Consider the following 23,932-nt stretch of genomic DNA (forward strand, 5'->3'; position numbering starts at 1 on the left):
TTGCTTATTGGATGTCCAGTTTATTCAGTAAGGAAGGATAGCCCCAGCCGTTCTCGTTTACGACCACCTCTTCTCCCGTTAGGTACTGATACAGTGTTGGCGCCAGCGAACCATTCGCCTCACTTTCCAATGGCGTAACGTTTTTGCCAATGGGCTTGCCCCAAAAGCCGATAAATGCGTCTTTCTCTAGATAGCTTTCACCTGCGTGTCGCCCAGGCACCTTAGTGTTGTAGCCGACGCCTTCTGCTGGGAACAAGTTAATGGTGCCCGCTCTATCTTCTGCATATAACTGAGCCAGTTCGACGACAGAGTCTGGGCGCGGCGTGAAGCGAGTCAGTGACTTCCATTCTTCCGCGTTACACCAAGAGTTAGGATTACTCACCTCGGCTTGGTAGAGGCATTTGTCGACCAACTGACCAAATCGTGACAAGGCGGCATCTGTCGGCGCCGGTAGGTATGGGTTCAATATTTGGGTTTGCAATAATCGAGGTTTGTCGTTGAGCCCACGATAGAAAAACCTGTCTCCTTTGCGGATGATTTCCTCATCAACGCGTTGACCTTCTCGAGTTGATACCAAACGAATGTGGCAAGACTGTTCGCTGCACTGAGATTCTCGTACCACGAGGTAGTCTAAACTTGCGCCCAAGTAATCCAGTGAGCGTTGAATAATATCAACGGTTTCACCTTGTGGCGCATTGACGGGCGCCCACTGTGTCAACTCATGGTAGACGGGTTGTACATGCCAACCTTGCTGCGAGTTAAACATATCCATCATGAAATTACCGCCAGCTGTCGAGGCGACAACCACATCGATGTTCTTGTTACTTGGGTAGCTAAGCGCATTGGTGATCTTAGGACCTTCCCCTTCGTCCGATGAAATTTTGCGGATGATCAGCGGGTAGCCGAGCTGTTTCTCTAGCGGTGGGAAAATGGCTTTTTCAGGGTTAAGCGCATGATAGACCGGCGCTAAACCATGATCGCCTGCCATGCCGAATAGGGTGTTGTGATACACCCCAGCGCGCTTATAGGCTTGCTCAACGGAGGTAATCCAGTAATCGAGTCTATTTAGCTCACCACTTGGCATGATGATTTCATCACTAAACGGGCCTACAAAATGGGCAAAATGATCCGGCCAAGGGTTATAGATTAAGGTGAAGTCGGGCATCCCTTTGCCATCAAGTTTGGTGTAGTCTTCCAAATCCTGTTCAATTTTCCATTTGCGCGTTAAGCGGGTATAGAAGTCCCACACTGGGATGTCTTGATAGCCTTGGATGTTATCGATCAGAGATTGACGTTTTTTGGTTAACTCAATCTCAACCACAGAGCGTTCGTCCAGCTCTCTTAGGCAGCGTTTTTCGCCAAAGTCCCTCAACGCTTCGCCTGCTCCCAGGTTGACTAATCCATCATAGCTAGTGTGCGCGTTCCAATCGTACTGCGCGTTACAGTTGAGAGTTTTAAGGTGGACAAGACGATCAAACATGGTTTGAACCTTGTTGACTTGCATTAGCCTATCGAGTTGCAGTGCATCGTTACCAAAAAAGTAGTAGGCGCGGTCTTGCTCTCGATCGACAAAATGGAAATTGGGAATACCAGTCCCTTCTTTTCCAGAGACCTTTGCGCCCGTTTTAATGATGGGCAAGTTGCGCACACTGATGGTCGGCGTTGAAGAGATGCCCACCTGAGCGATGGAATCCGAATGGTCTCGGTAAAGGCGTTTGAAGAACGGCAGGTAGTGCGGGTCTTTGTAGGTTTGCTCCGATAAAATCTCTAAGAATCGAACACTTTGGACATGATCTGGCGTGGCTCGAGCAAAAGCAGGCTGCTCGGCGGTGAGTGTAAGATGCTGTTGATACGCGTGCTTAATGAAGGGCTTTTCAGGGTCGACTAAGCCTTCCATCAAACCTTGCTGTAACCCGTCGACGGTAATCTGAACGGCAAAGCGTCGATTCTGCTGCGATTCTAAGAAAGCAATCACCGACTCTGGGTGGTCATCAAAGTTGGTTTGCAGCCAGTCGTTCAGCTTATGCTGTCTTTCATCTTGAAACACAAACTGTCGATACGCTTTAAGCACGTTGAGTCGCACAAAATCGATCAAACTAATGGTAATCGCTTGAGCTTTGTTGTTGGTTTTGTCGACATACTGTGGCAAACCATCTTGAGCAATAGCCAAAATGGCATTCTTCATGTCGCCCTCATCCATACCCTGACCAACTTGATTCAAGATACCGACGACAATGGGTTGAATTTTGGCTACCAGCGCTAAGTCTTCTGGGCGGTTGGATAAATAGGTATAGGTGTCTGGTAGGCGGTCGAGGTCTTGCCATTCACCAACCTGAACCAACGCATCATAGACCGTCACCATTGACGCCATAAAGTGGCGATCGACTTTTAAGCCTTCTCGGTGTGCTTGATCTTTGTGGTGCTCTTTTTCTGGCTGGGCGCTTTGCTCACTAAGCGTAAACAGTGAGTGCTCAAATCCGGTCAGTACCTCATCGTCGTAGACGGTTTTCAAATATTGCTTAAACGTATCTTCGTTGCCGATGCCGGTATAACGGTCATAAAACTGATAGAGAAAATAACCCAAAGGAATGGCGTAGTTTGGGTTGGCAAGCTGCGCCATCACTTTGGCTTTGGTTTTGGCGTCAAGTGGCAGAGTGAGCAGGTAGGCTTCGAGAGTTAATCCGCCCACAGTGAACAGAGTCATGTCTCGGGCAAAGCGCGTCGAATAAGAGAGTGAGTCAGCGATCTGGTTTTTCAGTACCTCAGATGAGTTAAACAATCCACCGATTAGAGGGGTTTGACCCACTTCGGCATGACCTGTTGCTGGGAGAACCAGTGCTGCACAAACAGCGAGATTGAGCCTATTAGAGCGAAACCAACCCATTGAATTTAATCCTATTACACCGTGACTAATGTGCATTTTGGCAGCTTTGAGAGAGAGTGCAACATGAGGAGCGAATTTGGTGATATGCAGTGAAATGCCAATTAGCGGGAGTTGGTCGTTATTTTCAGTGAACGTTGTGAAAATTATTGTCAATGGACATCAAAGTTTAGATGTGCGCCGCAATTCACATCTGTTCTTTGTTGGTTCTCGCTATGGTCATCATGAAAATCGATGATGACATTATTTCCCTACGCGTTGAGTTGCTATGTTTGCGACATATTCGCGCTTGTAATGTAACTGAATGATTCTATTGAGTATTGGTTATATATCTCTGCGCTATAAGAATTAGTTCACTCAACGGAGAAATGATATGAACACACAACGTACCGTATTAGCGATGGCTGTGGCAATCGGCTTAACTGCTTGTGGCGGCGGAGGTGGAAGCTCGGATCCGGACCCGACCGCACCGGCAACATCTTCCTTTACCGCAAGGGCGGCAGATGGTTATCTAGAGGGCGCGATAGCGTGTCTGGATCTGAATGCGAACAAGGCATGTGATGCGGATGAGCCATCAGCGGTGACCGATGAAAATGGCGAGTTCACTCTAACAAATCTGACCGCTCAGCAGCGCCAAAGCGGCGTGGTTGTGATTGAAGTGGTGCCAGGTCAAACCATCGACCAAGACAACCCCGGCACGCCCCTCACTAAAGCCTACACACTTACCGCGCCTCCGGGCTCAGAATTTGTTAGCCCGTTGACGACACTGGTTCAAAATGAAGTGGAAAAGGGCAAGAGCTTAGAAGATGCAAAAGCGGTCGTGAAAGGACAACTTGGTAGCTTAGGTGGTAAAGTCGATCTCGAACAAGACTATGTTGCGGCAAAGGCTTCGAGCACCATGACTCAAGAGGAACGCGAAGCGTATATGTCTCTTCACAAGGTTGCACAAGTTGCAGCATCGGTGATGGCCAACGCGACCGACTCTTTGGATGCTTCAAAGGCCGGCATTGAAGACGACGAACTTAAGGAGCTGATCATCGAGCAAGTGATGCAGGTGGTCGATGACGTGTTGTCTCATATCGGGAATGCAGAAGATGACATCGACATTGACAAGATTCTTGAGGAACTCCCGTTAGAACTGGCTCAAGAAAACTTGAAAGACAAACTTGATGAGCTTGATGCGGTTAAAAACAGTGAAGATGTTGACCTGCTTAAGGTTCTAAAATCGGACGGTTTAGTTTGGTTTGACAGCTACGCAGAGGACTACGCTCCACCTGAGTTGGAGTTTGGCGCCATCCGCGTGAACAAAGAATCTGAAGTGGAAGAGCTTAAATTCTTCTACGACTACCAAACCGGTGACTTCGAGCAACATCACCAAGAGCCGGGCTCTGATGATGGTCAAATGCTCCTAAGCGCAGAAGGTTGGGTTGCAGCGGATGATACGGTTGTTGAAGTGGTGAGTCGTGAAGACGGCAGCGTACTTGTTAAAACAGCGCTGTCTGAACTGGATCAGGAAATCTCCGCGGATCGTGTCAATATCAGCAACTTGAATGTGCGTGAAATCCTAGAAGGTGCGGATGACTCTGAATATTGGCTTGACCACATTGATAGCGATCTCGTTTTCCCAGTCAATAGTGTGGCCTATAAAGTTGAATCAAGCATGGTTGAAGATGGGTACTACGGTTTCAACAAAGGAGATTGGTGTGAGAAGTCCGATCCGGATCGTTACCAAGCGCTAGGAAACATGTGTAACGGTATTAGTGCTGGCGGCGTATGGTTGAAGACGCTTGCATCAACGATTGCGGTGAATGACTCTGACCGCAGTGGAACACATGATACCGCCGACTTGATCCCATTGGCTGGGACGAACCACGGTATTTTATACGCGCAGCTAACAACGGTGGGTGACGTTGTTTATTACGCCTATCAAGGTGAGGAAGCTTTGACCAAGTTTGCGGCGCAAGGAAGTTGGCAAGATATCGAACATAAAGGCCAGACCTTGCGTGAAATCACGCTCCCTGAAGCGTTCGAAGATGACCTAACTTGGAGTGATTTCAACAGAGAGGATAACAAGCTTTACCTCGCTGTTTATAACGATTTCGTGCGCGTGACTTGGTATGTCGATGGTGATGAGGCAGAAGGGGATGAGTATCTATTCGGTTCAACCGCTGCTGAATTTATTGTCTCGAGTTACCAACCTTTCACTCTTCAAGCTTGTCTAGACTCATTGCCTGATGCCGACTATGAAAAACAAGTAGGCGATACTTGGGTTCAAAATGTAACGCGTAATATGTCTTGGGTGGGTCATACTCAGCATTGGACGTATCACTTAGAGCATATGGGAGATAACTTCTCTTGGCTTGCAGATTCCAATGTCACTGATTTACCTGCGCAGTATGCGTCTGGAGCGCTAACTCAAACACGAGTGAAAGGCTATGATGAAGCCAATAGCGTGGTGTTTGTGGAAGCGCAGTATGAAGACCAAGATCATTACTACGGTCAAATTGGTCGTGATGAAAGTGGCAACAGCTGGGGTAATGTCAAAGTGGTTCTACCAACCCCTGTAGCGAAGTCTGAACTGCTGTTGGGCAAAACGGTTGAGCATGAAGACGCAGCAGTCGCGAGCTTAACTCAAGTGACTGAGGCAGCGGAAGGTACCTTGGTTGAGCAGCTTCAATCGGAATACTTTACCTATACTCAGCAGTTCTTAGGCAAACGTTCGATTGAAGTGGCGGCGGGTGAGTTTGATGTTTGTCATATGGTCAGTTACACCCATTGGGGAGCTGGCGCTGCTAACCCTGTAACAGACAAGAACGTTGTTTGGCTAAACAATCGTGGTGTTGTGAAGCAAGAGCGTGATGACCCATCATGGGGTGCACAGTTAGACATTGAAGTGGCGAGTTTGCCAGAGATCGATGATTAACTTCTTCTTTTACGGGTGAGAAAAGCGCAGCGGTATCGCTGCGCTTTTTGTTTCTATTTGAGCTAGTAGCCCATCAATTGAAGCAAGTTTTCAGCGGTTTTGATGGCTTCTTTGCGGTTGGCGATATTAAGTTTTTGGTACAAGTTACGAATGTGAGTTTTAATGGTTGTCCCTGCGACATCCAACTCTTGGGCGATTTGTTCATTGCTAAACCCTGAGTAAATCAGACCCAGCACTTGCCATTCGCGTTGGGTTAGTGGGCTAGTACGAACAAGTTCAGGGATGTTTGGGTGATTAACCAACTTCTCGACGAACTCTTCATCGAAATGTACCGAGCGGCTACGCTGAGTAGTGGAAATGTCCTTCAGCAGTTGCTGAGCTCTGTGACGTTCCAAATCCCCTAGTTCATTCTTGTTATTGAGTTTCTCCAGAATATGGCCAATCTTCGCGCCATCAACCAAGAAGTTGCCCAACATACCCGTCTGATTGGTCAGCGCCAACGCCTGCTTAAGTCGATCTCGGGCTTTCTCTTCGTCCTTGAGAGAAATAGCCAAAACCGCTTCCACAATCAAGTTGCGGTTGGTGTCGGTAAGCAATTCGTTATTGTTTGCTTGTTCTTGCAAGAAAGCTAAGGTTTGCTCCGCTTGCTCGAACTCTTCCAGTGCAATCTGCGCGCGGGCAATGTTACGCCATTGAAGTTGAGTAAAGTGGTTACACGCTTGCTCTGGCTTAACGGTGGTGTCCAGCCATTGACGAATGGCCTCCAGATCGCCGCGCGCTTGCCAGAATAAAATCAATGACAGTGAGGCGTTCGCTGTCCAATCAACGTGGTAGGTTGACTGTTTCTGCAGATGCACAATTTGGTCGATGAACTTACCCGCTTTGTCGAGCTCCCCTCGGCCAATGGCAATACGCGCCAACATTGAGTAGCTATGTAAGTGCTTACTTGGACTGTGATTCCCTAGGATATCAAGCCCTTTGTATGCGCACTCTTCCGCTTCATCTAAGCGGTTCCAGCACCAAAGGATTTGCGCTCGAACACGAAGCAGAAACTCATGCAGGGGAACTTGTTGTAACTGCTGCTCTTCTATCAGTTTGAAGGCATTGTCTTGCACTTCGTACGCGGCTTGAACGTAACCTTGAGCGATCAAGATTTCGCTTTGTTGCAGCATGGCCCATAAGGCTTGGTGGTAGACTTGGTATTGTCTTGCCAGCTTTTCGGTTTGTTGCATCATTGGCAGTGCACGGCTTAAGTGGCCTAATACGTGGTTAACTTCGCCCACAACAGAGGTCGCAACGATACGACTACGATAGACGGTACTGTCGAGTTGGCTCAGTGACAATTCCGCTAGCTCAAGGGCTTTTTCAGGCTCATTCTGGTTAATTGCAACTTGGGCACGTAGTGCGTTGAACTCGCCTTGCTCTTTGGTGCTTAAAACCACGTTAAAGGCTTTCATTTGCGCATCGGCTTTAGAGAGCAAATCGCCAACATCATTGTATCTGTGCTGGCTTTGCGCTAGCCAAGCCTGAAGCATGCACAGTTTCGGTTCGCTGTAGAGTTGCTCAGGGCTGAGCGTCTCAATGGCCTTTTCGACACTTTGCAGCTCGCCGCCATTGAACATTTTCCACCCATATTGCAGCAAGATGTCGGCAATTAACTGGCTATTTTTTGCTTTTTGCGCATGGTAAAGCGCTTGATGAGGAGAAGAGAGCTTCAGCCACGCTTTCGCTGCGGTTTGGTGTAGCTCGGTTTCCTGCTGGGGAATACGCGCAGAGCGTTCGTGCGTTAAGAACTCCGCAAACAGATTGTGGAAGCGATACCAGTTTTGTTCGCCTTCCAGCGGGTGAATGAACAGACCAAAGCGGTTTAACGATTCAATCATGCTCAGCGCATCATCACGCTGGGTGAGGGCAGACACCAACTCATCATTGAAGTGATCAAGGATAGAACACTGGAGTAGGAATAAGCGAGTTTCTGCATCCAGTAAATCAAACACCTCTTCGACAAGGTAATCCCATAGATGAGCATGGTTAAATTCAGAAAATGACTCGGCGGACTGGGCTAAGGTTTTATGCTGATGCTGCGCTTGCAACGCGATAAGTTGCAATGCGGAAGGCCACCCCTCAACGTACGCTCGTAGGTTGTTTGCGGTAATGTCATCAATGCCATCAGCCACACGCTGATTAAAGAATCTTGTGGTCTCTTCGGTATCAAACGCCAACAGCTCGTTGCCAATTTCAATCATCAAGTCACGAACGCGTAAGTTTGCGGTGCCCAATGGAGGCGCGGCGCGACTCGTGACGACAAGCGTTAGGTTGTCTGGCATGTGCTTGAGGAAGAAACGCATGGCTTCGTGGATTTCTTCATCACTGATCAGGTGATAATCATCGAGCACGAGGTAGCACTCTTGATGGAACGCCGACATTTCAGAGAAGACTTCGCCAAACAGAGAATGAAGAGAGGAGAACTGGCGTTTCTCGGCGAGTTTTTGCGCGTTAGGGCAAGCGTTGTTGGTTGCTTTGTTCAATGCTTGTAATAGGTAGTTCATAAAACGGAAAGAGTCGTTGTCACTTTCGTCTATGCTGTACCAACCGACGTTAACTTTGTCCGATAGCCATTGAGCCGCCATCGTGGTTTTGCCATACCCCGCCGGAGAGCGGAAAAGGACCAGTTTGTAGCAAGGGGCTTGTTGCAACAAATCTAAAACTCGCGGACGAACGATAGCATTATGTAATCGACCCGGTCGGGTTAACTTAGAAGGAATCCACATCTTCTTTTCCCTGCTCAATACCCCTAATTGTTGTTATTCACTCTGCTAGGGGTGGTGAATAAATAGCCAATAGGCCTTGTTGACAGCGATGTTACTTGAGAACGAACCCCACAGTTATTGATCAACCACGAGATTTTTGTGTAATTCACACTTTGTTGTTATCTACGCCCCTAAATTGTGACTCTTGTCACCTTTATTGCGAGTTGTGAGTGCGACTTCTATCCTTTGTTGCACCGAAAATGATGAAAACTGAGTAACAGATGAAAACTTAATGTGATCAAGTATACATATCCATCAATTGGTTGTTTTTCTGAACCAACAAGTTTCATAAACAGGATGTAGGGTTAATTCGTTGATGGTGTGATCTCAATCACCAGGGTCTGCGCTCAGGAATAGTGAACTGAGAGTCAGATCACTCTGCTTTGAGGTGTCCTCCCTCTACGCCCTGAGCCCTCCTCCTAATAAGCCGTTTTGGAGGAGGATGTTTTGCTAGCCGTGCCCATGCACGATATGCCTCAGATGAATTAGAACCAATAAGTGAGATTTCTCTAATGAAACCTACGCAACAGACAAGCTTTGATAAAGCGACTTTCCAACATGACGTGAAAATGCACCTTTCAGCAACGTATGCAAAGACCGAAGAGACAGCAACGGCACGTGAATGGTACCTAGCAATGGGTAAGGCGTTAGCAGAGATAACGACACTCGATCTGCTAAAAACGGAACAAGATCCTAAAATCCAAAACGCAAAAAGCGTTAACTACCTATCACTTGAATTCCTCATTGGCCGCTTGACGGGTAACAACCTCATCAGCATGGGCCTTTACGAGCAAATCACTGAAGCGATGGCTGAGCTGGGCCAAAACCTGACGGACCTACTTGAAGAAGAGCGTGACCCTTCGCTAGGTAATGGCGGTTTAGGTCGTCTTGCGGCGTGTTTCATGGATTCATGTGCGGCTCAAGAATTCCCAACTGTGGGCTACGGTCTGCACTACGAGTACGGTTTGTTTAAGCAATCTTTCGAAGAAGGCCGTCAAAAAGAAGCGCCAGACGCATGGCGTGGTGTTGAAGGCTACCCTTGGGAAGTGGCTCGTCCAGAATTGGCACAAGAGATTGGCTTCTACGGTCACGTTGACGTTGAATATGTGAATGGCAAAGAAGTTCGTAAATGGGTACCAGGCATGACGGTAAAAGCGATGCCTTGGGACTTACCAATCGTGGGCTACGAATCAGACACGGTGTACCCACTGCGTCTTTGGGAATGTCAGGCGATTGCTCCATTCTCACTTGCGAGCTTTAACAACGGTGATTACTTTGAAGCGCAGCACTCACTTATCGATGCAGGCAACATCACCAAAGTTCTGTACCCGAACGACAACCACGAGAAAGGCAAAACTCTGCGTCTAATGCAGCAGTACTTCCACTCAGCAGCATCAGTACGCGACATTCTACGTCGTCATGAAGCGGCAGGTTTTGCACTCGCGGATCTTCCAAAGCAAGAAACGATTCAGCTAAACGATACGCACCCAACGATTGCGATTCCTGAATTGATGCGCATCCTTGTCGATGAGAAAGGTCTGTCTTGGGATAAAGCGTGGGAAATCAGCGCGAATACTTTTGCGTACACCAACCACACGCTATTACCAGAAGCATTAGAGACATGGCCAGAGTCGTTGATTCAACGTCTACTTCCACGTCATATGGAAATCATCTTTGAAATCAACCACCGCTTCCTACAAGAAGTTCGTAAAATGTGGCCTGGTGATGGTGAGAAGCAAGCGAAGCTTTCTATCATCCAAGAAGGTTTCAACCGTATGGTTCGCATGGCAAACCTATGTGTGATTGGTTCGTACAAGGTGAATGGCGTTGCAGCGCTGCACTCACAACTGGTTAAAAAAGACCTGTTCCCTGAGTTCAATGAGATCTTCCCAGGTAAACTGACAAACGTAACTAATGGTATTACACCACGTCGTTGGTTGAAGTTCTGTAACCCAGGTTTGTCTAACCTCATCTCAGAGAAAATCGGCACAGAATGGCCTGCAAAACTAGAGCTACTTGAAGGCATTGCTCAATACGCGACGGATGCGAAGTTCCAAAAAGCATTTATGGCCGTTAAGAAGCAAAACAAACAGCGCTTGGCGGATTGGGTTCAAGAAAACATGGGCATCGAGCTTGATACTAACGCGATCTTCGACGTTCAAATTAAGCGTCTGCACGAGTACAAGCGTCAACACCTAGACTTGCTACACATCTTGTCGCTTTACCACCGCATCATCAATGATCCTAGCTTTGAATGTACGCCACGCGTGTGTTTCTTCGCTGCCAAAGCTGCGCCGGGTTACCACCTAGCGAAAGAGATCATTTTTGCGGTCAACAAGGTTGCTGAGAAGATCAATAACGACCCACGTATTGGCAACAAGCTAAAAGTGGTCTTCATTCCTGACTACCGCGTGAGCATGGCAGAGATCATCATCCCAGCGGCAGATGTTTCTCAACAAATCTCGCTAGCGGGTAAAGAAGCATCAGGTACCGGTAACATGAAAATGGCGCTAAACGGTGCGCTAACGATTGGTACGATGGATGGTGCAAACGTAGAGATTCGTGAAGAAGTTGGTGATGAAAACATCTACATCTTCGGTCTAGACGTTGAGGGTGTACAAGCGCTGAAAGCACAAGGTTACAACCCTTACGACTACTACCACGCGGATCCACTGCTGAAAGCGTCGCTTGATTTGCTAACGGGTGATGAGTTCACTCCAGGTCAACCTGGCTTGCTACGAGCAACATTCGATAGCCTGCTTGATGGTGGCGACCCATACCTATGTTTGGCTGACTTTGCATCGTACGTTCAAGCGCACGAAGAGATGGGCAAACAATACCAAGACCAAGCAGGTTGGGCGAAGAAAGCCATTCTCAACACCGCCTTGGTTGGCAAGTTCACATCAGACCGCTCAATTCGAGACTATGTGAACAACATTTGGAAATTAGAGTCAGTAAAACGCTAATTTACTTATAAAGCCAAGACCTTCGGGTCTTGGCTCACTCTTTTAATCTATTAAATACCCTACATTTTGAAGGTATACGCAGTCCTTCGGAGAGAGCGATGAAAGAACAAAACGCATTAAAACAAGTCGCTGAAATGGCAAGAATTGCCGACAGCTACGTAAGCGCGTGGGGAGATGAAGCAAAAGTTGAGGACGAAACGATCCGTCACTTACTTGCGTCTTTAGGCTACGACGTAACCAATGATGAAACTCTTCTACAATCGGCAGAGAAAAAGCATAAGAAAGATGTGCTTGAACCAGTATTAGTAATTCGTGATGGCGAGCCTGTAGAGGTGGCATTGAACTTGGGTGCAAGTGCCCGAGAAAGCGAATTTAGCTGGCAGCTGGCGACTGAGCAAGGAGAGGTACTTGAAGGCTATCTTCAGTCTCAGATCGTGCGTGATGAGCGCAAAGAGGGTGGCCCTTTAGTGTTTGCACTACCAAGTGATTTGCCTTGGGGTTACCACAAATTGACCGTGACACGTAAGCGTCGCAAGTCGCCATACGAGATGACGCTGATCGTGACGCCAAAAGCGTGTTTCAAGCAAGCAGACATCGAAAACGGCAAAAAAATGTGGGGCCCAAGTGTCCAACTTTATACACTTCGCACTCAGCACAACTGGGGGATGGGTGACTTTGGCGACCTAAAACAGCTGGTTGCGGATATCGCCTCTCGCGGTGGTGATTTTGTTGGCTTAAACCCAATTCACTCACTCTTTCCTGCCAACCCAGAAGGGGCGAGCCCATATAGCCCGTCTTCTCGTCGTTGGTTAAACATCCTATACATCGACGTGAGCTCAGTGCCTGAGTTTTCATTGAGCATTGAAGCGCAGCAAATGGTAGGCAGTGCGGAATTCCAGCAACGCCTACAAAAAGCGCGTGACTCTCACTGGGTCAACTACACCGAAGTGTCAGAACTGAAAATGAGTGTGCTGCCACTGCTGTTCAATGAGTTTAAGAAACGTCACCTCGACAAAAACAGCGAGCGCGCTCAAGCATTCTTGGCCTTTGTTGAACAAGGTGGCGACAGCCTAGTCCACCAAGCGGCATTTGATGCGCTGCACGCGACATTGCATGCTGAAGATAACAACGTTTGGGGCTGGCCTGTATTCCCTGAAGAACTGCGTCAATTTGATAATGCCGCAGTGCAGAAGTTTATTACTCAGAACCAAGATAAAGTGCATCTTTACATGTACTTGCAGTGGGTTGCAGACTCTCAAATCAAAGAAGCGCAAGCACTGGCTGAAGAGAAAGGCATGTCTGTGGGGCTGTATCGTGACCTAGCGGTTGGCGTGGCGGACTCTGGCGCGGAAACGTGGGCGGATAATGGTAACTTGATCCTTGATGCCAGCATCGGCGCGCCACCAGATATCTTAGGTCCATTGGGTCAAAACTGGGGCTTACCACCACTTAATCCTCAAGTCTTGAAAGCGACAAGCTACGATGCGTACATCCAGCTTCTGCGTGCCAACATGAAACACTGTGGTGCACTTCGCATTGACCACGTGCTTGGTTTGTTGCGTCTATGGTGGATTCCAAAAGGTGAAAACGCGACCAAAGGCGCGTACATCTACTACCCAGTTGAAGACATGCTGGCAATCTTGGCGCTTGAATCGCACCGTCACCAATGTAGTGTGATTGGTGAAGATTTAGGAACCGTGCCGGATGAAATTGTTGAAATTCTTCGTGATGCTGGCGTTCACTCCTACAAGGTGTTCTTCTTCGAAACGTCGGAAGATGACGGTGGCTTTATCTCTCCGGCGCATTACGCTGAGCAATCTATGTCTGCGCTATGTACTCACGATATGCCGACATTGAGAGGCTTCTGGCACTGCGATGACCTTAAAATGGGTCAAGAGCTTGGCTTGTATCCAGACGAAGAACAGCTCAAAGGCTTGTTTGAAGGCCGCTTAGAATGTAAGCAAGGCATTCTAGATTCTGTAGCATGGCACGGTTACCTACCAGAAGGCGTGGGCCGTGACGCTCAGTACGTTCCGATGGATTCATATTTAGCCGAAGCGTTGCAGCTGCATGTGGCTGCGGGCGCTTCAACCTTGCTGAGTGTTCAGTTAGAAGATTGGTTGGAAATGGATCAACCTGTTAACATTCCAGGTACGGTCGACGAGTATCCAAACTGGCGTCGTAAGTTGTCGATGAACCTAGATGAAGTGTTTGCGCAGGAAGGCGTGAACCGTATTGCTCACAAGCTGACAGAAGTTCGTGCTAAGGTAAGCAAATAGTCGCTGCTTTCACCTTTTACATAGAAAAATATCGACTTAGTCACTCTATGTAAAAGCGTAATTCAGTACACTTTCAGAACGCTATTTTAAGCCCGCAATCATATGGCGGGCTTTTTTATAAATTAGAACAATAATATCAACTTAGCCTATGTGATGGTTTCTTTTTGCTTGCTAATACCGTGCCCCAATGGTGAGGGATAGGGACAGAATTCACCCATTCACAGTGCCAAGTCGATACATGAAAGTTCGGTTAGGGAGAGATACATTTGAAAACGGCTATTCTGGACAAAAAAACGCAAGCGTATAACCAGCTTTCTCATGCAACGTTTGTTGACCCATTTTCATTCCTTGGTCCATACCTTGATGCTGACGACGGCGCTATCCGAGTATGGATGCCCGGCGCAGACTCGGTCTCGTTGTTGATTGATGGCGAAGACCCGATTGAATTGACGCGCGAAGATGCGTCAGGCTTTATTCTTGCGGACAAACGTGACTTACATTTCACCCACTACCAACTTGCAGTGCAGTGGGGAGAGACAGAGCAAATCGTCGACGACCCTTATCAGTATCACAATATTTATGCGGAATACGATGACCTGCATACGCCAAAAGAGATGTACAAGCACATGGGTGCGCAGTTCATTACCCTTGAACGTGACGGTAAGCAGATCAGCGGTACGCGTTTCTTGGTTTATGCTCCGCATGCAAGCGCATGTAGCTTAGTTGGGGATTTTAACCAGTGGGATGGACGCCGCACGCCAATGCAGCGTTTAGATTACGGTATTTGGGGTTTGTTTGTGCCTAACTTGCCGGAAGGGACCCAATACAAGTTCGAGTTGAAAGGACCTAATGGTGAGGGGCTACCACACAAAGCCGATCCGTGGGGCGCACACTCTGAGCAATTCCCATCGTTTGCATCGTTAACCTATGACCACTCTCGCTACGCGTGGCAAGATGAAAAGTGGCAAACCCGCCCTGTCACAGAGAAACGCAAAGAAGCCCTCTCGTTTTATGAGTTGCATGTCGGTTCATGGAAAAGGGACGACAACGGCGATTTTCTTAATTATCGCGAGCTGGCCGATGAGTTGATTCCTTATTTGGTGGAGATGGGCTACACCCATGTTGAGCTTATGCCAGTTTCCGAGCACCCGTTTTACGGATCTTGGGGCTACCAACCTGTAGGCTTGTTCGCGCCGACCAGCCGTTATGGCGCACCAGATGATTTTAAGTACTTTGTCGATCAGTGCCACCAAGCGGGATTGGGTGTTGTACTTGACTGGGTGCCAGCGCACTTCCCATCCGATGACCACGGCTTAGCGAATTTTGACGGCACGCCGTTGTTCCATGATCCAGACCCACGACGTGGTTGGCATCAAGATTGGAACTCATACATTTACGATTTAGGTCGTGAGCATGTTCGTCGTTTCCTTGTCTCCAACGCGCTCTATTGGTTCGAACAGTTCCATATTGACGGTATTCGCGTGGATGCCGTGGCCTCTATGCTGTACTTGGATTACTCGCGCAGCCATGACCAATGGATTCCCAACGTCGACGGCGGCAACGAGAACTACGATGCCATTGCGACCTTGAAGTGGATGAACGAAGAAGTTTATAAGTACTTCCCAAATGCGATGACGATTGCAGAAGAATCGACCGCTTTCCCTGGCGTTTCGGCTCCAACCTTTATGGGCGGACTTGGTTTTGGGTTCAAGTGGAACATGGGTTGGATGCATGACTCGCTGTCATACATTCAAGAAGATCCAGTTCACCGTAAGTACCATCACAACACGATTACCTTCCCATTGGTTTACGCACACAGCGAAAACTACGTGCTTTCGCTCTCCCATGATGAAGTGGTGTACGGCAAAGGTTCCATTCACAATAAGATGCCGGGTGATGAGTGGCAGCAAACAGCAAACTTACGAGCTTACTTAGGGTACATGTACGCGCAACCAGGCAAGAAGCTGAACTTTATGGGCGCGGAGATTGGCCAAACGGCAGAATGGAATCATGATGATCAACTGCAATGGTTCTTGCTTGAGTTTGAACGCCATCAAGGTGTTCAAGCACTGACTCGAGATCTCAATAAGCTCTATCGTGATGAGAAAGCGATGCATGAGCTTGATTGCGAGCCATCAGGCTTTGAATGGCGCCTGCAAGATGCCGCTGATGCATCGATTCTAGCCCATGAGCGAATCAGTGAGAGCGGCGAACGCATTCTCGTGATCACGAACTTTACCCCGGTACCACACGAATCATTCAGAGTTGGTGTACCAAATGCGGGGCGTTACGAGCTTCTGCTTAATACCGATTCTTCGGAGTATTGCGGAAGTGGTTTTGAGGTATTGGCAGCGGTCGAATCCGATGAAACTGAAAGTGAGGGCTTGGCTCAATCACTAACGCTTCGTCTACCACCGTTAGCGACTGTGTTTTACAAGTTAACTTAACCTTCTCTAGTAATGCACAATTGTTTAAAGGCCTGACAAAATGTCAGGCCTTTCTGTATAAAGCGGGCAATATTCTACTGGATTGATATCAATATCACCAACTAGCCTTTTATCGTCATAACAGTTCACAGTCTTTGTCGAATTATTCGTCTATATTCCTTTTTGAATCTGCGTCTTACTCTATTTTTGTCTTATATTTGAGAATGCTCTTCGCCCAGTTTGAGTTGGGTTGATATCACAGTTTTGAGCTTTAGAATGGCAAAAAAACAGCGTTCATTGGATCGCCTGTTTAGGGAGCTTTGTTATATCCGACATTTCGATCGGTAAGCGGACACGGATTGTTTTGTCTATTTAAGGTACAAACAATGAAAAAGCTATTATTGCTAGGGCTGTGTGCGACACCGGTTCTGGCTTCGGAGTTACAGGTTTCCGTCGATCTTCTTGAAGGAACCTATGTTGGTGAATCTAAGTATTATTACGATACAGAGTACAGTGATTTACCGGGGTTCTATCATGAGAAGAACAGTGTTGAATGGGGAATCGGTTTAAAATACATTCACGATTTTGAAGATTGGGATGTGTTCGCTAAGTTCTCTATGGGCGATTCGGAACTGCGCCATTCGCACACATGGGAAACCGGCGCACGTTACCGTCTAAATGAGAGTCATTGGTTTAGTGCTTATTGGAAAGGGACCTTTGCCAAAGAAGAGTACCAAATTGAGGATCGTGTGATTGACCCAGAGCACCAGAACTCTATCACTAATGGTGAATGGGCAATGTGGGCGATCGGGCGTTATCAGTACAACCTACAATCGCAGTTTGATTTACCTCTATACGTGGGTTTTGAGGCTGCAACGGACTTGAACGATCCAGCGCTGATGCAAGACACGTTAGCGGGTTTCGTCGGCGTTCGTTACGATCAATATTTTGCTGAAGTCAGAGCGGGTGAAGACTTGATCTTTGCGACGTTCGGCTTAAGTTTCGATATGTTTAAAGAGCAAGAATAGTCCGGTTTAGCGGTTCACTTTCGAAATGACAAAAAGCTTCCAAGATGGAAGCTTTTTTTGTCTCTTTGCTGCTGGTTAACAGACACCTATGTTTCTCACCGCTATGATAACCAGACTTAGACAAGGAGAATCAGATGGAACCGAGAATCAGCATCATCACATTGGGCGTGGAAGATTTAGAGCGTTCGTATCAGTTTTACCGCCAACTTGGCTTCCCTTCCTCAAGAACGCCAGAAGATGGCATCATTTTTTTCAAAACTGGTGGGGTCTGCCTTGCCTTATACCCACTCGCGGCACTCGCAGAAGATGTGTCTGCTGATAAGGCGGTTACGCGAAACGGTTTCAGTGGTGTGACTCTTGCGCATAACACGCGTTCGAGGGAGGAAGTCGATCAAGTCCTCGCGCTTGCTGTTCAAGCGGGCGCAACCTTGGAAAAAGAGGCGAAAGATGTGTTTTGGGGTGGGTACAGTGGTTATTTCTCTGATCCAGATGGTTATCTGTGGGAGGTCGCGTACGGTGATTGCTGGGAGTTCAATGCCGATGGGTCATTAGTGATTGAGTAGGAGCGATACATGACATTACTCGCGATCCACCACGCGGCAATAATTTGCTCTGACTATCCGCTATCCAAGCAGTTTTACACACAAACTCTGAAACTGAGAGTGGTGGCAGAAAATTATCGAGCTGAGCGAGACTCCTACAAGCTGGATCTCGCGCTTCCAGATGGCAGCCAAATTGAGTTGTTTTCTTTTCCCAACCCACCAGTTCGCCCTTCACGACCCGAAGCACAAGGGCTTAGGCACTTAGCCTTTACTGTTGAATCGGTCCAAGAGTACGCCGAGTATTTGCGTGAGGCTGGTGTGGAGGTAGAACCCATCAGAATCGATGAGTTTACGGGTAAGCCGTTTACCTTTTTTAAAGACCCAGACGGCTTACCCTTGGAACTCTACCAAGCCTAGTCGAGCAGCTGCTCCTTGATGATCGTGAATACGCCTGCCTCTGCATTGCTCGGTGCAGAAAAGCGAGCCGTTTCTTTTACCACGGGGTGGGCGTTTTCCATAGCGTAGGAGTGATAACTGACTTTCAGCATCTCCAGATCATTGAGGTAATCACCAAAACTCATGGTTTGCTCGTAAGTAAACCCAAGTGATTGCTGTAAATGCTCAATGGCAGCCCCTTTGGACGCCTTGGCATTCATCACATCAAGCCAAATCTTGGCGCTGACCACTACTTGGTGCGTCTTACCAAAGGCTTGATGAAACGCTGGATAAACCAGCTCTTCTGAGCCGCCAAAATGACAGATGGCCACCTTAATGAAGTCGTCTTCGACGCTAAGTAGATCGGTAACATACTCACAGCGGTGGTAGTATTTGGCGAACTCTTCTATTGCCGCTGAGTCCTTTGTTTCGATATACGCAGACTTTTTGCCGCACAACACGATGTGAGCGCCTTCAATACTACGAGCTAACTGGATGATGCTTTTTATCGAAGGTTTGTCGATTTCGCAGCTGTAGAGCTCTTGACCTTGGTGCATGACTAAGGTGCCATTTTCGGCGACAAATAGCATGTTATCTTTTACTGGCGCAAAGGTGTCGATCAGGCTGTAGTATTGGCGACCCGAAGCGGCTGCGAATAGGATCCCTTTGTTCTCAAGTTGTTGGTAAATATCGAAGAAATCAGGATTGAGTTGGCTGTTTTCATCGAGCAGGGTGCCATCCATATCGGCGGCGACAAATTTAATATCGAGTTGTGACATAGTATAGAGAGTCAGAGGACACTGTTGATTGGACTTCAGACAGTAAGTTACCTGACTTTATGGAATGCTCAAATGATTTAGTTCAATCAAAGTAAAAATGCCTTATCGAAAGTGACAAGGCATGGAAGGGGGTTTTAAATCAGTTGACACTATTTTCGTGTCATATCTATCTGTGAGTAATCCACCTGGTAACCAATATCGTCCAATACGGCTAGGGTGATTGGTCGTATATCATTACCGTTTGCCATCACTTCCTGAGTCATAGGTGGAACATGGTTCCCTCTAGGTTCATCCTCAGATTGAATGTCATCGTATAAGTGCCCATTGGTCGAGAAGGGTAAACACGTAAACTGGGTGTTGTAGAGTCGGTTGTAGGTGGCCAGTGCTACGCTGTTGTCTATACAAAAGCCAGAGCCATTGATCTCATCGATGTGATCCACGATAAATGGGTCTGTGGTGGAGCCAATCCCCAAAATGTGGCCAATCTCATGCAAGATGGTGCCTTTGTAACTCGCGACCTCAAAATTGGGCTGATGGGTATTGGCGTGCATCCAAATAACGCCGTATGTTGGAATTTCTAGACCCTTGATCAGCACTGACTCTTCTACTAGGGCTAGGCCATCGGATTCGATCGTATCTGTCACCACGACATCAATGTCTAATGTGTGATGCTCTCTCCCCTCAACGGACTTAACGACCTCAAGCCACTCTTTGGACGCATCAACATATCGTTGTTTATCTAAACCTTGGAACTCATTGAAGCGAAGGTTAATCGTGATCGATTCATTTTGAACCGAGATGGTGTCCGCGATAGCGGAAAAAGAAATAAGAGTGGCAAAGAAAATTGTTTTCATGATTAATATCTAATGGCTCCACCAACGTAGTAGTTAACGTTGTCATCGATACCAGAATCATTCTTTTTAACCCCCGTACGAATTTCGAAAAAGTTAAAGTGATGAGACAGTTCTATGCCATAGACAGGGCTGTATCTATCGTTGCTAAATTTATGATAACCCGCTATCGGAGTGACAAAGAAGTTGTTTACTAGTGGGAAGGACGGTTTCACGTTCAGTCCGTAAGAATATTCTGACTCATACTTGGTATACACCAACTCATAACCGAAGCGATCACCGTTAGAGTTTGCAAACTGAAATCCATATTGAACAGAGCCCTTTGAGCCGCTCAACAGGCTATCAACGCCCAAGTAAAGGTTAGTTTGTGCTGCCGCGGGCATTGACAGAAATAGGAGTAAAGCGAGTTTTTTCATTGTTACATCAACGGTTTCTAAAATTTCATCAATAATAAGAGTCGAATTCTCTAACCGCTTCTTTTACTTACAAATCTTACCTCTAGCTTGCAAATCTTACGTATTATTCGACGTTGGAGAGGAAGCAAAAAAGCCCTCTTTGGGGCTTTCTTGCTTAGTGACAGAAGTGGGGGGATTAACGGCAGGCGCGGGTTATGGTTTGTACCATCCGTCTAAGCCCGTTTGCAATCGACTGGTTGCATCTTGAGGAGACATGGTGCCGTTAATTACGCCGACACTGGTTTCCCAAATTTCCAGCTCCAAACTAGGCGTTCCTCGATTAAGGATTTGATAAGAGTTACGAATTGTCGAGTCACAAGTATCACGCCATGCAAGCATTTCTTTTGCTGTTGGATCTTCCACTTCAATGAAGTGGTTTGATAGCGAGAAGAAGCCTGGCAGTGCGTTTGTAAATAGCTCCGCAAACTCTTCACTGGCCATCCACTGAATCAAGGTTTTCGCATCTTCTGGGTTTGAACTCTTGGCATTGATGCCAATACCAATATCGGTATGGTCACTGATGAAACAATCATCGTCTTTATTGGCAACCGTTGGGCGGAAAACACCTAAATCAATCTTGTCTTTGAAGGCTAAAATATCCCAAGACCCAGCAGGATAAACCGCCGCGTTACCACCACCAAACATGGCGATTGCATCGTTATAGGTTCGGGTCTGATAACCGTCACCCATGTATTGTCCCCACATGGCGAGTTGGTTGAAAACATCAACATATTCAGAGTTGGTCAGTTTGCCATCCCCTGACAGCAGCGCGAAACGCCCATCTTCCCCTTGCCAGTAGTTTGGACCAATGTTTTGAAAGCCCATGGTTGCAGCTTCCCACTTATCGTTGGTTCCCATTGCGAGCGGGGTATATTTGCCACTTGCTTTCACTTTGCCCAGAGCGGCATAAAATTCCTCATTGGTGGTCGGCGGTGTGATTCCTAACTCTTTAAAAATCGATTTGTTGTATAAGAAGCCGTGGATAACGGAGGCCAGCGGCAGACAGAAGGTGACAGAGCCGTCGTCGGTTTGCCAAGCTGACTGAGCGAATGATGGGAAGTTTTCCATGCCATCAATATCGGTGAGGTCGACAAGGTTGTTCTCTTGATAGAGCTTTAAAGAATCATCAAAGGGGCGACAAGTGATAATATCGCCAGCATTGCCCGCTGCAAGTCTTTCATTTAGCGCGGTATTGTAGTCGGTGGCAGGTGTGTGTTTGTAGGTCACGGTAATGCCGGGATGTTTGGCGTTGAACGCTGGGATAATGGTTTCATTCCAGATTTTTCCGTCTTCCCGCCAGCTCTCGATCACGAGATTTCCAGCGCTGACTAAGCTAGGGAAGCAGCACGTAGCTACCAGTAAGGCTATCGGTTTTGCTCTCATATGAAGTTCCTTTATTTTACCGCGAGTTAGACTTTGAATCGCTTCACTAGGGTTCGTTGGTTCTGCGCTAATTGCGCCAGAGCGTCACTGACCGATGCAGCACCCTGTGCTTCGACCTCAGTTTTCGACGCAATCTCTGAAATTTCGTTGATACTTTGAGCAATTTCTTGGCTCACTTTTATTTGTTCTTCAGACGCGTGAGCGACTTGAATGCTCATCTCTTTGATGGTTCCCATTCGTTCGACAACGGTTTGGAGCGTTTTGTCTGTCACTCTATTCTGCTCAACACATTGCTCGGTTTTTTCTTGGCTGGTGTTCATAACGTTCACCACTTCGTCTGAACTTGATTGCAGACGCTCAATCATGGCTTGAATCTCGACGGTCGATTGTTGGGTGCGATTAGCCAGTGTTCTGACTTCATCAGCGACAACCGCAAAGCCTCTGCCGTGTTCGCCCGCTCGAGCCGCTTCTATGGCGGCATTGAGCGCGAGTAAGTTGGTTTGGTCAGCGATGTCACGAATCACATCCAGTATGCTGCCAATGTTGCCGGAGTATTGATCCAACTTCTTGGTAATGTCGGTGGCGGTGTTGATGGAATCCAACAGCTCCTCGACCAGCGTTAATCCGCTTGCCACTTGTTGGCGACTCATCAGGGTACTCTCGTTTGCCTGTTCGACTTCGTTTTGCGATTGCTCCGTTGACCGATGCACTTCAGTCACACTGGTTTCCATTTGTGAAATTGCTGCGGCGACCATGTCGATTTGTTGAACTTGGGACGAAACTCGGCTCATGGTGGAATCACTGATTTGCGAGGCTTTGGTTGCTTGCGTTGCCAAGTCTTTTGAACCTGTGTTGATTTGGCTAAGTAAGTGCTTCATTTCGCCGACCAGTTTGTCGATAGAGTGAGAGAGTTCGCCGAACTCACAGTTAGACTCATAACGGACTTTGTGGGTCATGTCCCCTTCGCGCATCAAACGCAACACGCGGTTGATAAGAGTGAGTGGTGTGTGAATGGCTTTGGCGGTGAGATAGCCAATAAGCATAGCCACAAGCGCAGAGATTACAGTGAGGATCACAATTAAACGCTCAGCAGAATAGACTGACTGCTCAGTGGCGGTTTTGGCGTTGTCTACCGCCGTCAAAGCATTGTCAGCGAGGCGATCAAACGCTTTCTCTAAGGTGCGTGACTTTTGTTGAACTTGTCGAATAAGCGCTCGAATCTCTTCTTGTTGATTCTTGACCGTGAGCATTAAGGGCAACATGCCTTTTTCTGACACTCCGGCGATTTTTAGTTTTTCAACCACAGTGTCGAACCGTTTGATTAATCCAGCGCTGAGTTTGACGTTTTGTATCCCTTCCTTCGCTAGAGTGGTGTTGCGATTGAAGTTATCGATCAGCTTGACCAGATCCATATCGGGGTTGGCGGCTCGCAGTGTTCTAAGGTCTCGCTTTATGCCGCTGGTCAGGCGGTCGACTTTGTTGCTCTGCGAGCGGCTTTTACTGAGCTTTGTGAGCAGCTGTTGAGTGACTCTTTGGAAAGCATCTTCAAATTTCACAAACTCTGCCTGAGCGAGATAGAGATTCTGCTGAGCATAAAGTGATTCGTTATGCAGGTTCATGATGCGTTGGGCATCTTGATAAAAGGAGGAGGTGAGTGAGGCAATGTTGCCACTGGATGTCGACTGCTCATCGTTGAGTTGTTTGAAAATTGACTCAAACTCCTTTCGCTCGTTGTCAAACGACGCTTTGATGGCTGGGAGCGCGTCAATATCTTCAAAGGTGAGGTACTCGAGTAGCAATCGTTGACTGTTCAAAATAGAGGTACGAAGCTGTGAACTTTTCACCAACTGGGGGGTTGCGATTTGCGTGATCGAGCCGATATTGGCATCGACTTTGGTGAGGTTAACGTAACTGAAAACGCCTAGCGCGGCTAAGAGGATAAACATACCCAAATAACCAAGAATCGTTCTTTGAACAATGTTGAGCGATATTTTCATCGGTTCATTTACGCCTAGTAAGGAAACTAATAATAAACCTAGACCAAAAGCAGTAGATCTGCTGTTGGTTATCGTCTTTTCGTTTAATTGATAGAGAGGCTAAAGGGTAGCTTTTAGGGTAATTACTTGTTTTATATTGGGTTTAAAATATTAGTTTTCACTAGGGTCTGTTGACCT

General features: G+C 47.4%; 14 protein-coding genes. 7 read left to right on the forward strand and 7 right to left on the reverse strand.

Features of this window, described 5'->3' with window-relative positions:
• Positions 1-4: 4 nt before the first annotated feature.
• Positions 5-2,884, reverse strand: coding sequence for an alkaline phosphatase family protein (locus tag ACUALS_RS14900; RefSeq protein WP_454449721.1), 2,880 nt, complete (start codon positions 2,882-2,884; stop codon positions 5-7).
• Between the two features lie 370 nt (positions 2,885-3,254).
• On the opposite strand from ACUALS_RS14900, the gene ACUALS_RS14905 reads away from it, so the two are divergent.
• A complete protein-coding gene (locus ACUALS_RS14905) occupies positions 3,255-5,804 on the forward strand; it encodes a hypothetical protein (protein WP_454449722.1) in 2,550 nt (849 codons plus the stop codon).
• A gap of 62 nt (positions 5,805-5,866) precedes the next feature.
• Here ACUALS_RS14905 and malT read toward each other — a convergent pair whose 3' ends face one another.
• Positions 5,867-8,575 carry an HTH-type transcriptional regulator MalT gene (gene malT, locus ACUALS_RS14910; RefSeq protein WP_454449723.1) on the reverse strand — a complete coding sequence of 903 codons (2,709 nt, stop codon included), beginning with the start codon at positions 8,573-8,575 and terminating at the stop codon, positions 5,867-5,869.
• Positions 8,576-9,126: 551 nt separating this feature from the next.
• Between malT and ACUALS_RS14915 the strand changes: the two genes are divergently transcribed.
• From ACUALS_RS14915 to gloA2, 6 genes are all read left to right on the forward strand, one after another.
• Positions 9,127-11,580, forward strand: a complete 2,454-nt coding sequence (locus tag ACUALS_RS14915; protein WP_454449724.1) for a glycogen/starch/alpha-glucan phosphorylase — start codon at positions 9,127-9,129, stop codon at positions 11,578-11,580.
• Positions 11,581-11,678: 98 nt separating this feature from the next.
• Positions 11,679-13,859, forward strand: coding sequence for a 4-alpha-glucanotransferase (malQ, locus tag ACUALS_RS14920; protein WP_005469296.1), 2,181 nt, complete (start codon positions 11,679-11,681; stop codon positions 13,857-13,859).
• A gap of 266 nt (positions 13,860-14,125) precedes the next feature.
• Complete coding sequence (glgB, locus tag ACUALS_RS14925) at positions 14,126-16,306, forward strand: 1,4-alpha-glucan branching protein GlgB (protein WP_454449725.1); 2,181 nt, start codon at positions 14,126-14,128, stop codon at positions 16,304-16,306.
• Positions 16,307-16,671: 365 nt separating this feature from the next.
• The gene (locus tag ACUALS_RS14930) at positions 16,672-17,313 is read left to right on the forward strand and encodes a hypothetical protein (protein ID WP_331400099.1); all 642 of its coding nucleotides are present in this window, start codon (positions 16,672-16,674) and stop codon (positions 17,311-17,313) included.
• Between the two features lie 134 nt (positions 17,314-17,447).
• Entirely contained in the window at positions 17,448-17,876 is a 429-nt protein-coding gene (locus ACUALS_RS14935) for a VOC family protein (RefSeq protein WP_454449726.1), read from the forward strand.
• 9 nt (positions 17,877-17,885) lie between these two features.
• Complete coding sequence (gene gloA2 / locus ACUALS_RS14940; RefSeq protein ID WP_005469196.1) at positions 17,886-18,272, forward strand: SMU1112c/YaeR family gloxylase I-like metalloprotein; 387 nt, start codon at positions 17,886-17,888, stop codon at positions 18,270-18,272.
• On the opposite strand, the gene ACUALS_RS14945 is transcribed toward gloA2, so the two are convergent.
• The 5 genes from ACUALS_RS14945 to ACUALS_RS14965 form a co-directional block, all read right to left on the reverse strand.
• On the reverse strand, positions 18,269-19,069 hold the full coding sequence (locus tag ACUALS_RS14945; protein WP_038135373.1) for a Cof-type HAD-IIB family hydrolase: 801 nt from the start codon (positions 19,067-19,069) through the stop codon (positions 18,269-18,271). The two genes, gloA2 and ACUALS_RS14945, sit on opposite strands and share 4 nt — an antisense overlap.
• Positions 19,070-19,218: 149 nt before the next feature.
• Positions 19,219-19,923 carry a zinc metalloprotease gene (locus ACUALS_RS14950; protein ID WP_334474485.1) on the reverse strand — a complete coding sequence of 235 codons (705 nt, stop codon included), beginning with the start codon at positions 19,921-19,923 and terminating at the stop codon, positions 19,219-19,221.
• A 2-nt stretch (positions 19,924-19,925) separates the two neighbouring features.
• Positions 19,926-20,336 carry a hypothetical protein gene (locus ACUALS_RS14955; RefSeq protein WP_038188122.1) on the reverse strand — a complete coding sequence of 137 codons (411 nt, stop codon included), beginning with the start codon at positions 20,334-20,336 and terminating at the stop codon, positions 19,926-19,928.
• 192 nt (positions 20,337-20,528) lie between these two features.
• Positions 20,529-21,758, reverse strand: coding sequence for an ABC transporter substrate-binding protein (locus ACUALS_RS14960; protein WP_454449727.1), 1,230 nt, complete (start codon positions 21,756-21,758; stop codon positions 20,529-20,531).
• 26 nt (positions 21,759-21,784) lie between these two features.
• On the reverse strand, positions 21,785-23,755 hold the full coding sequence (locus ACUALS_RS14965; RefSeq protein WP_454449728.1) for a HAMP domain-containing methyl-accepting chemotaxis protein: 1,971 nt from the start codon (positions 23,753-23,755) through the stop codon (positions 21,785-21,787).
• Positions 23,756-23,932: the final 177 nt, after the last annotated feature.

It is taken from the genome of Vibrio sp. NH-7, from assembly GCF_053643215.1.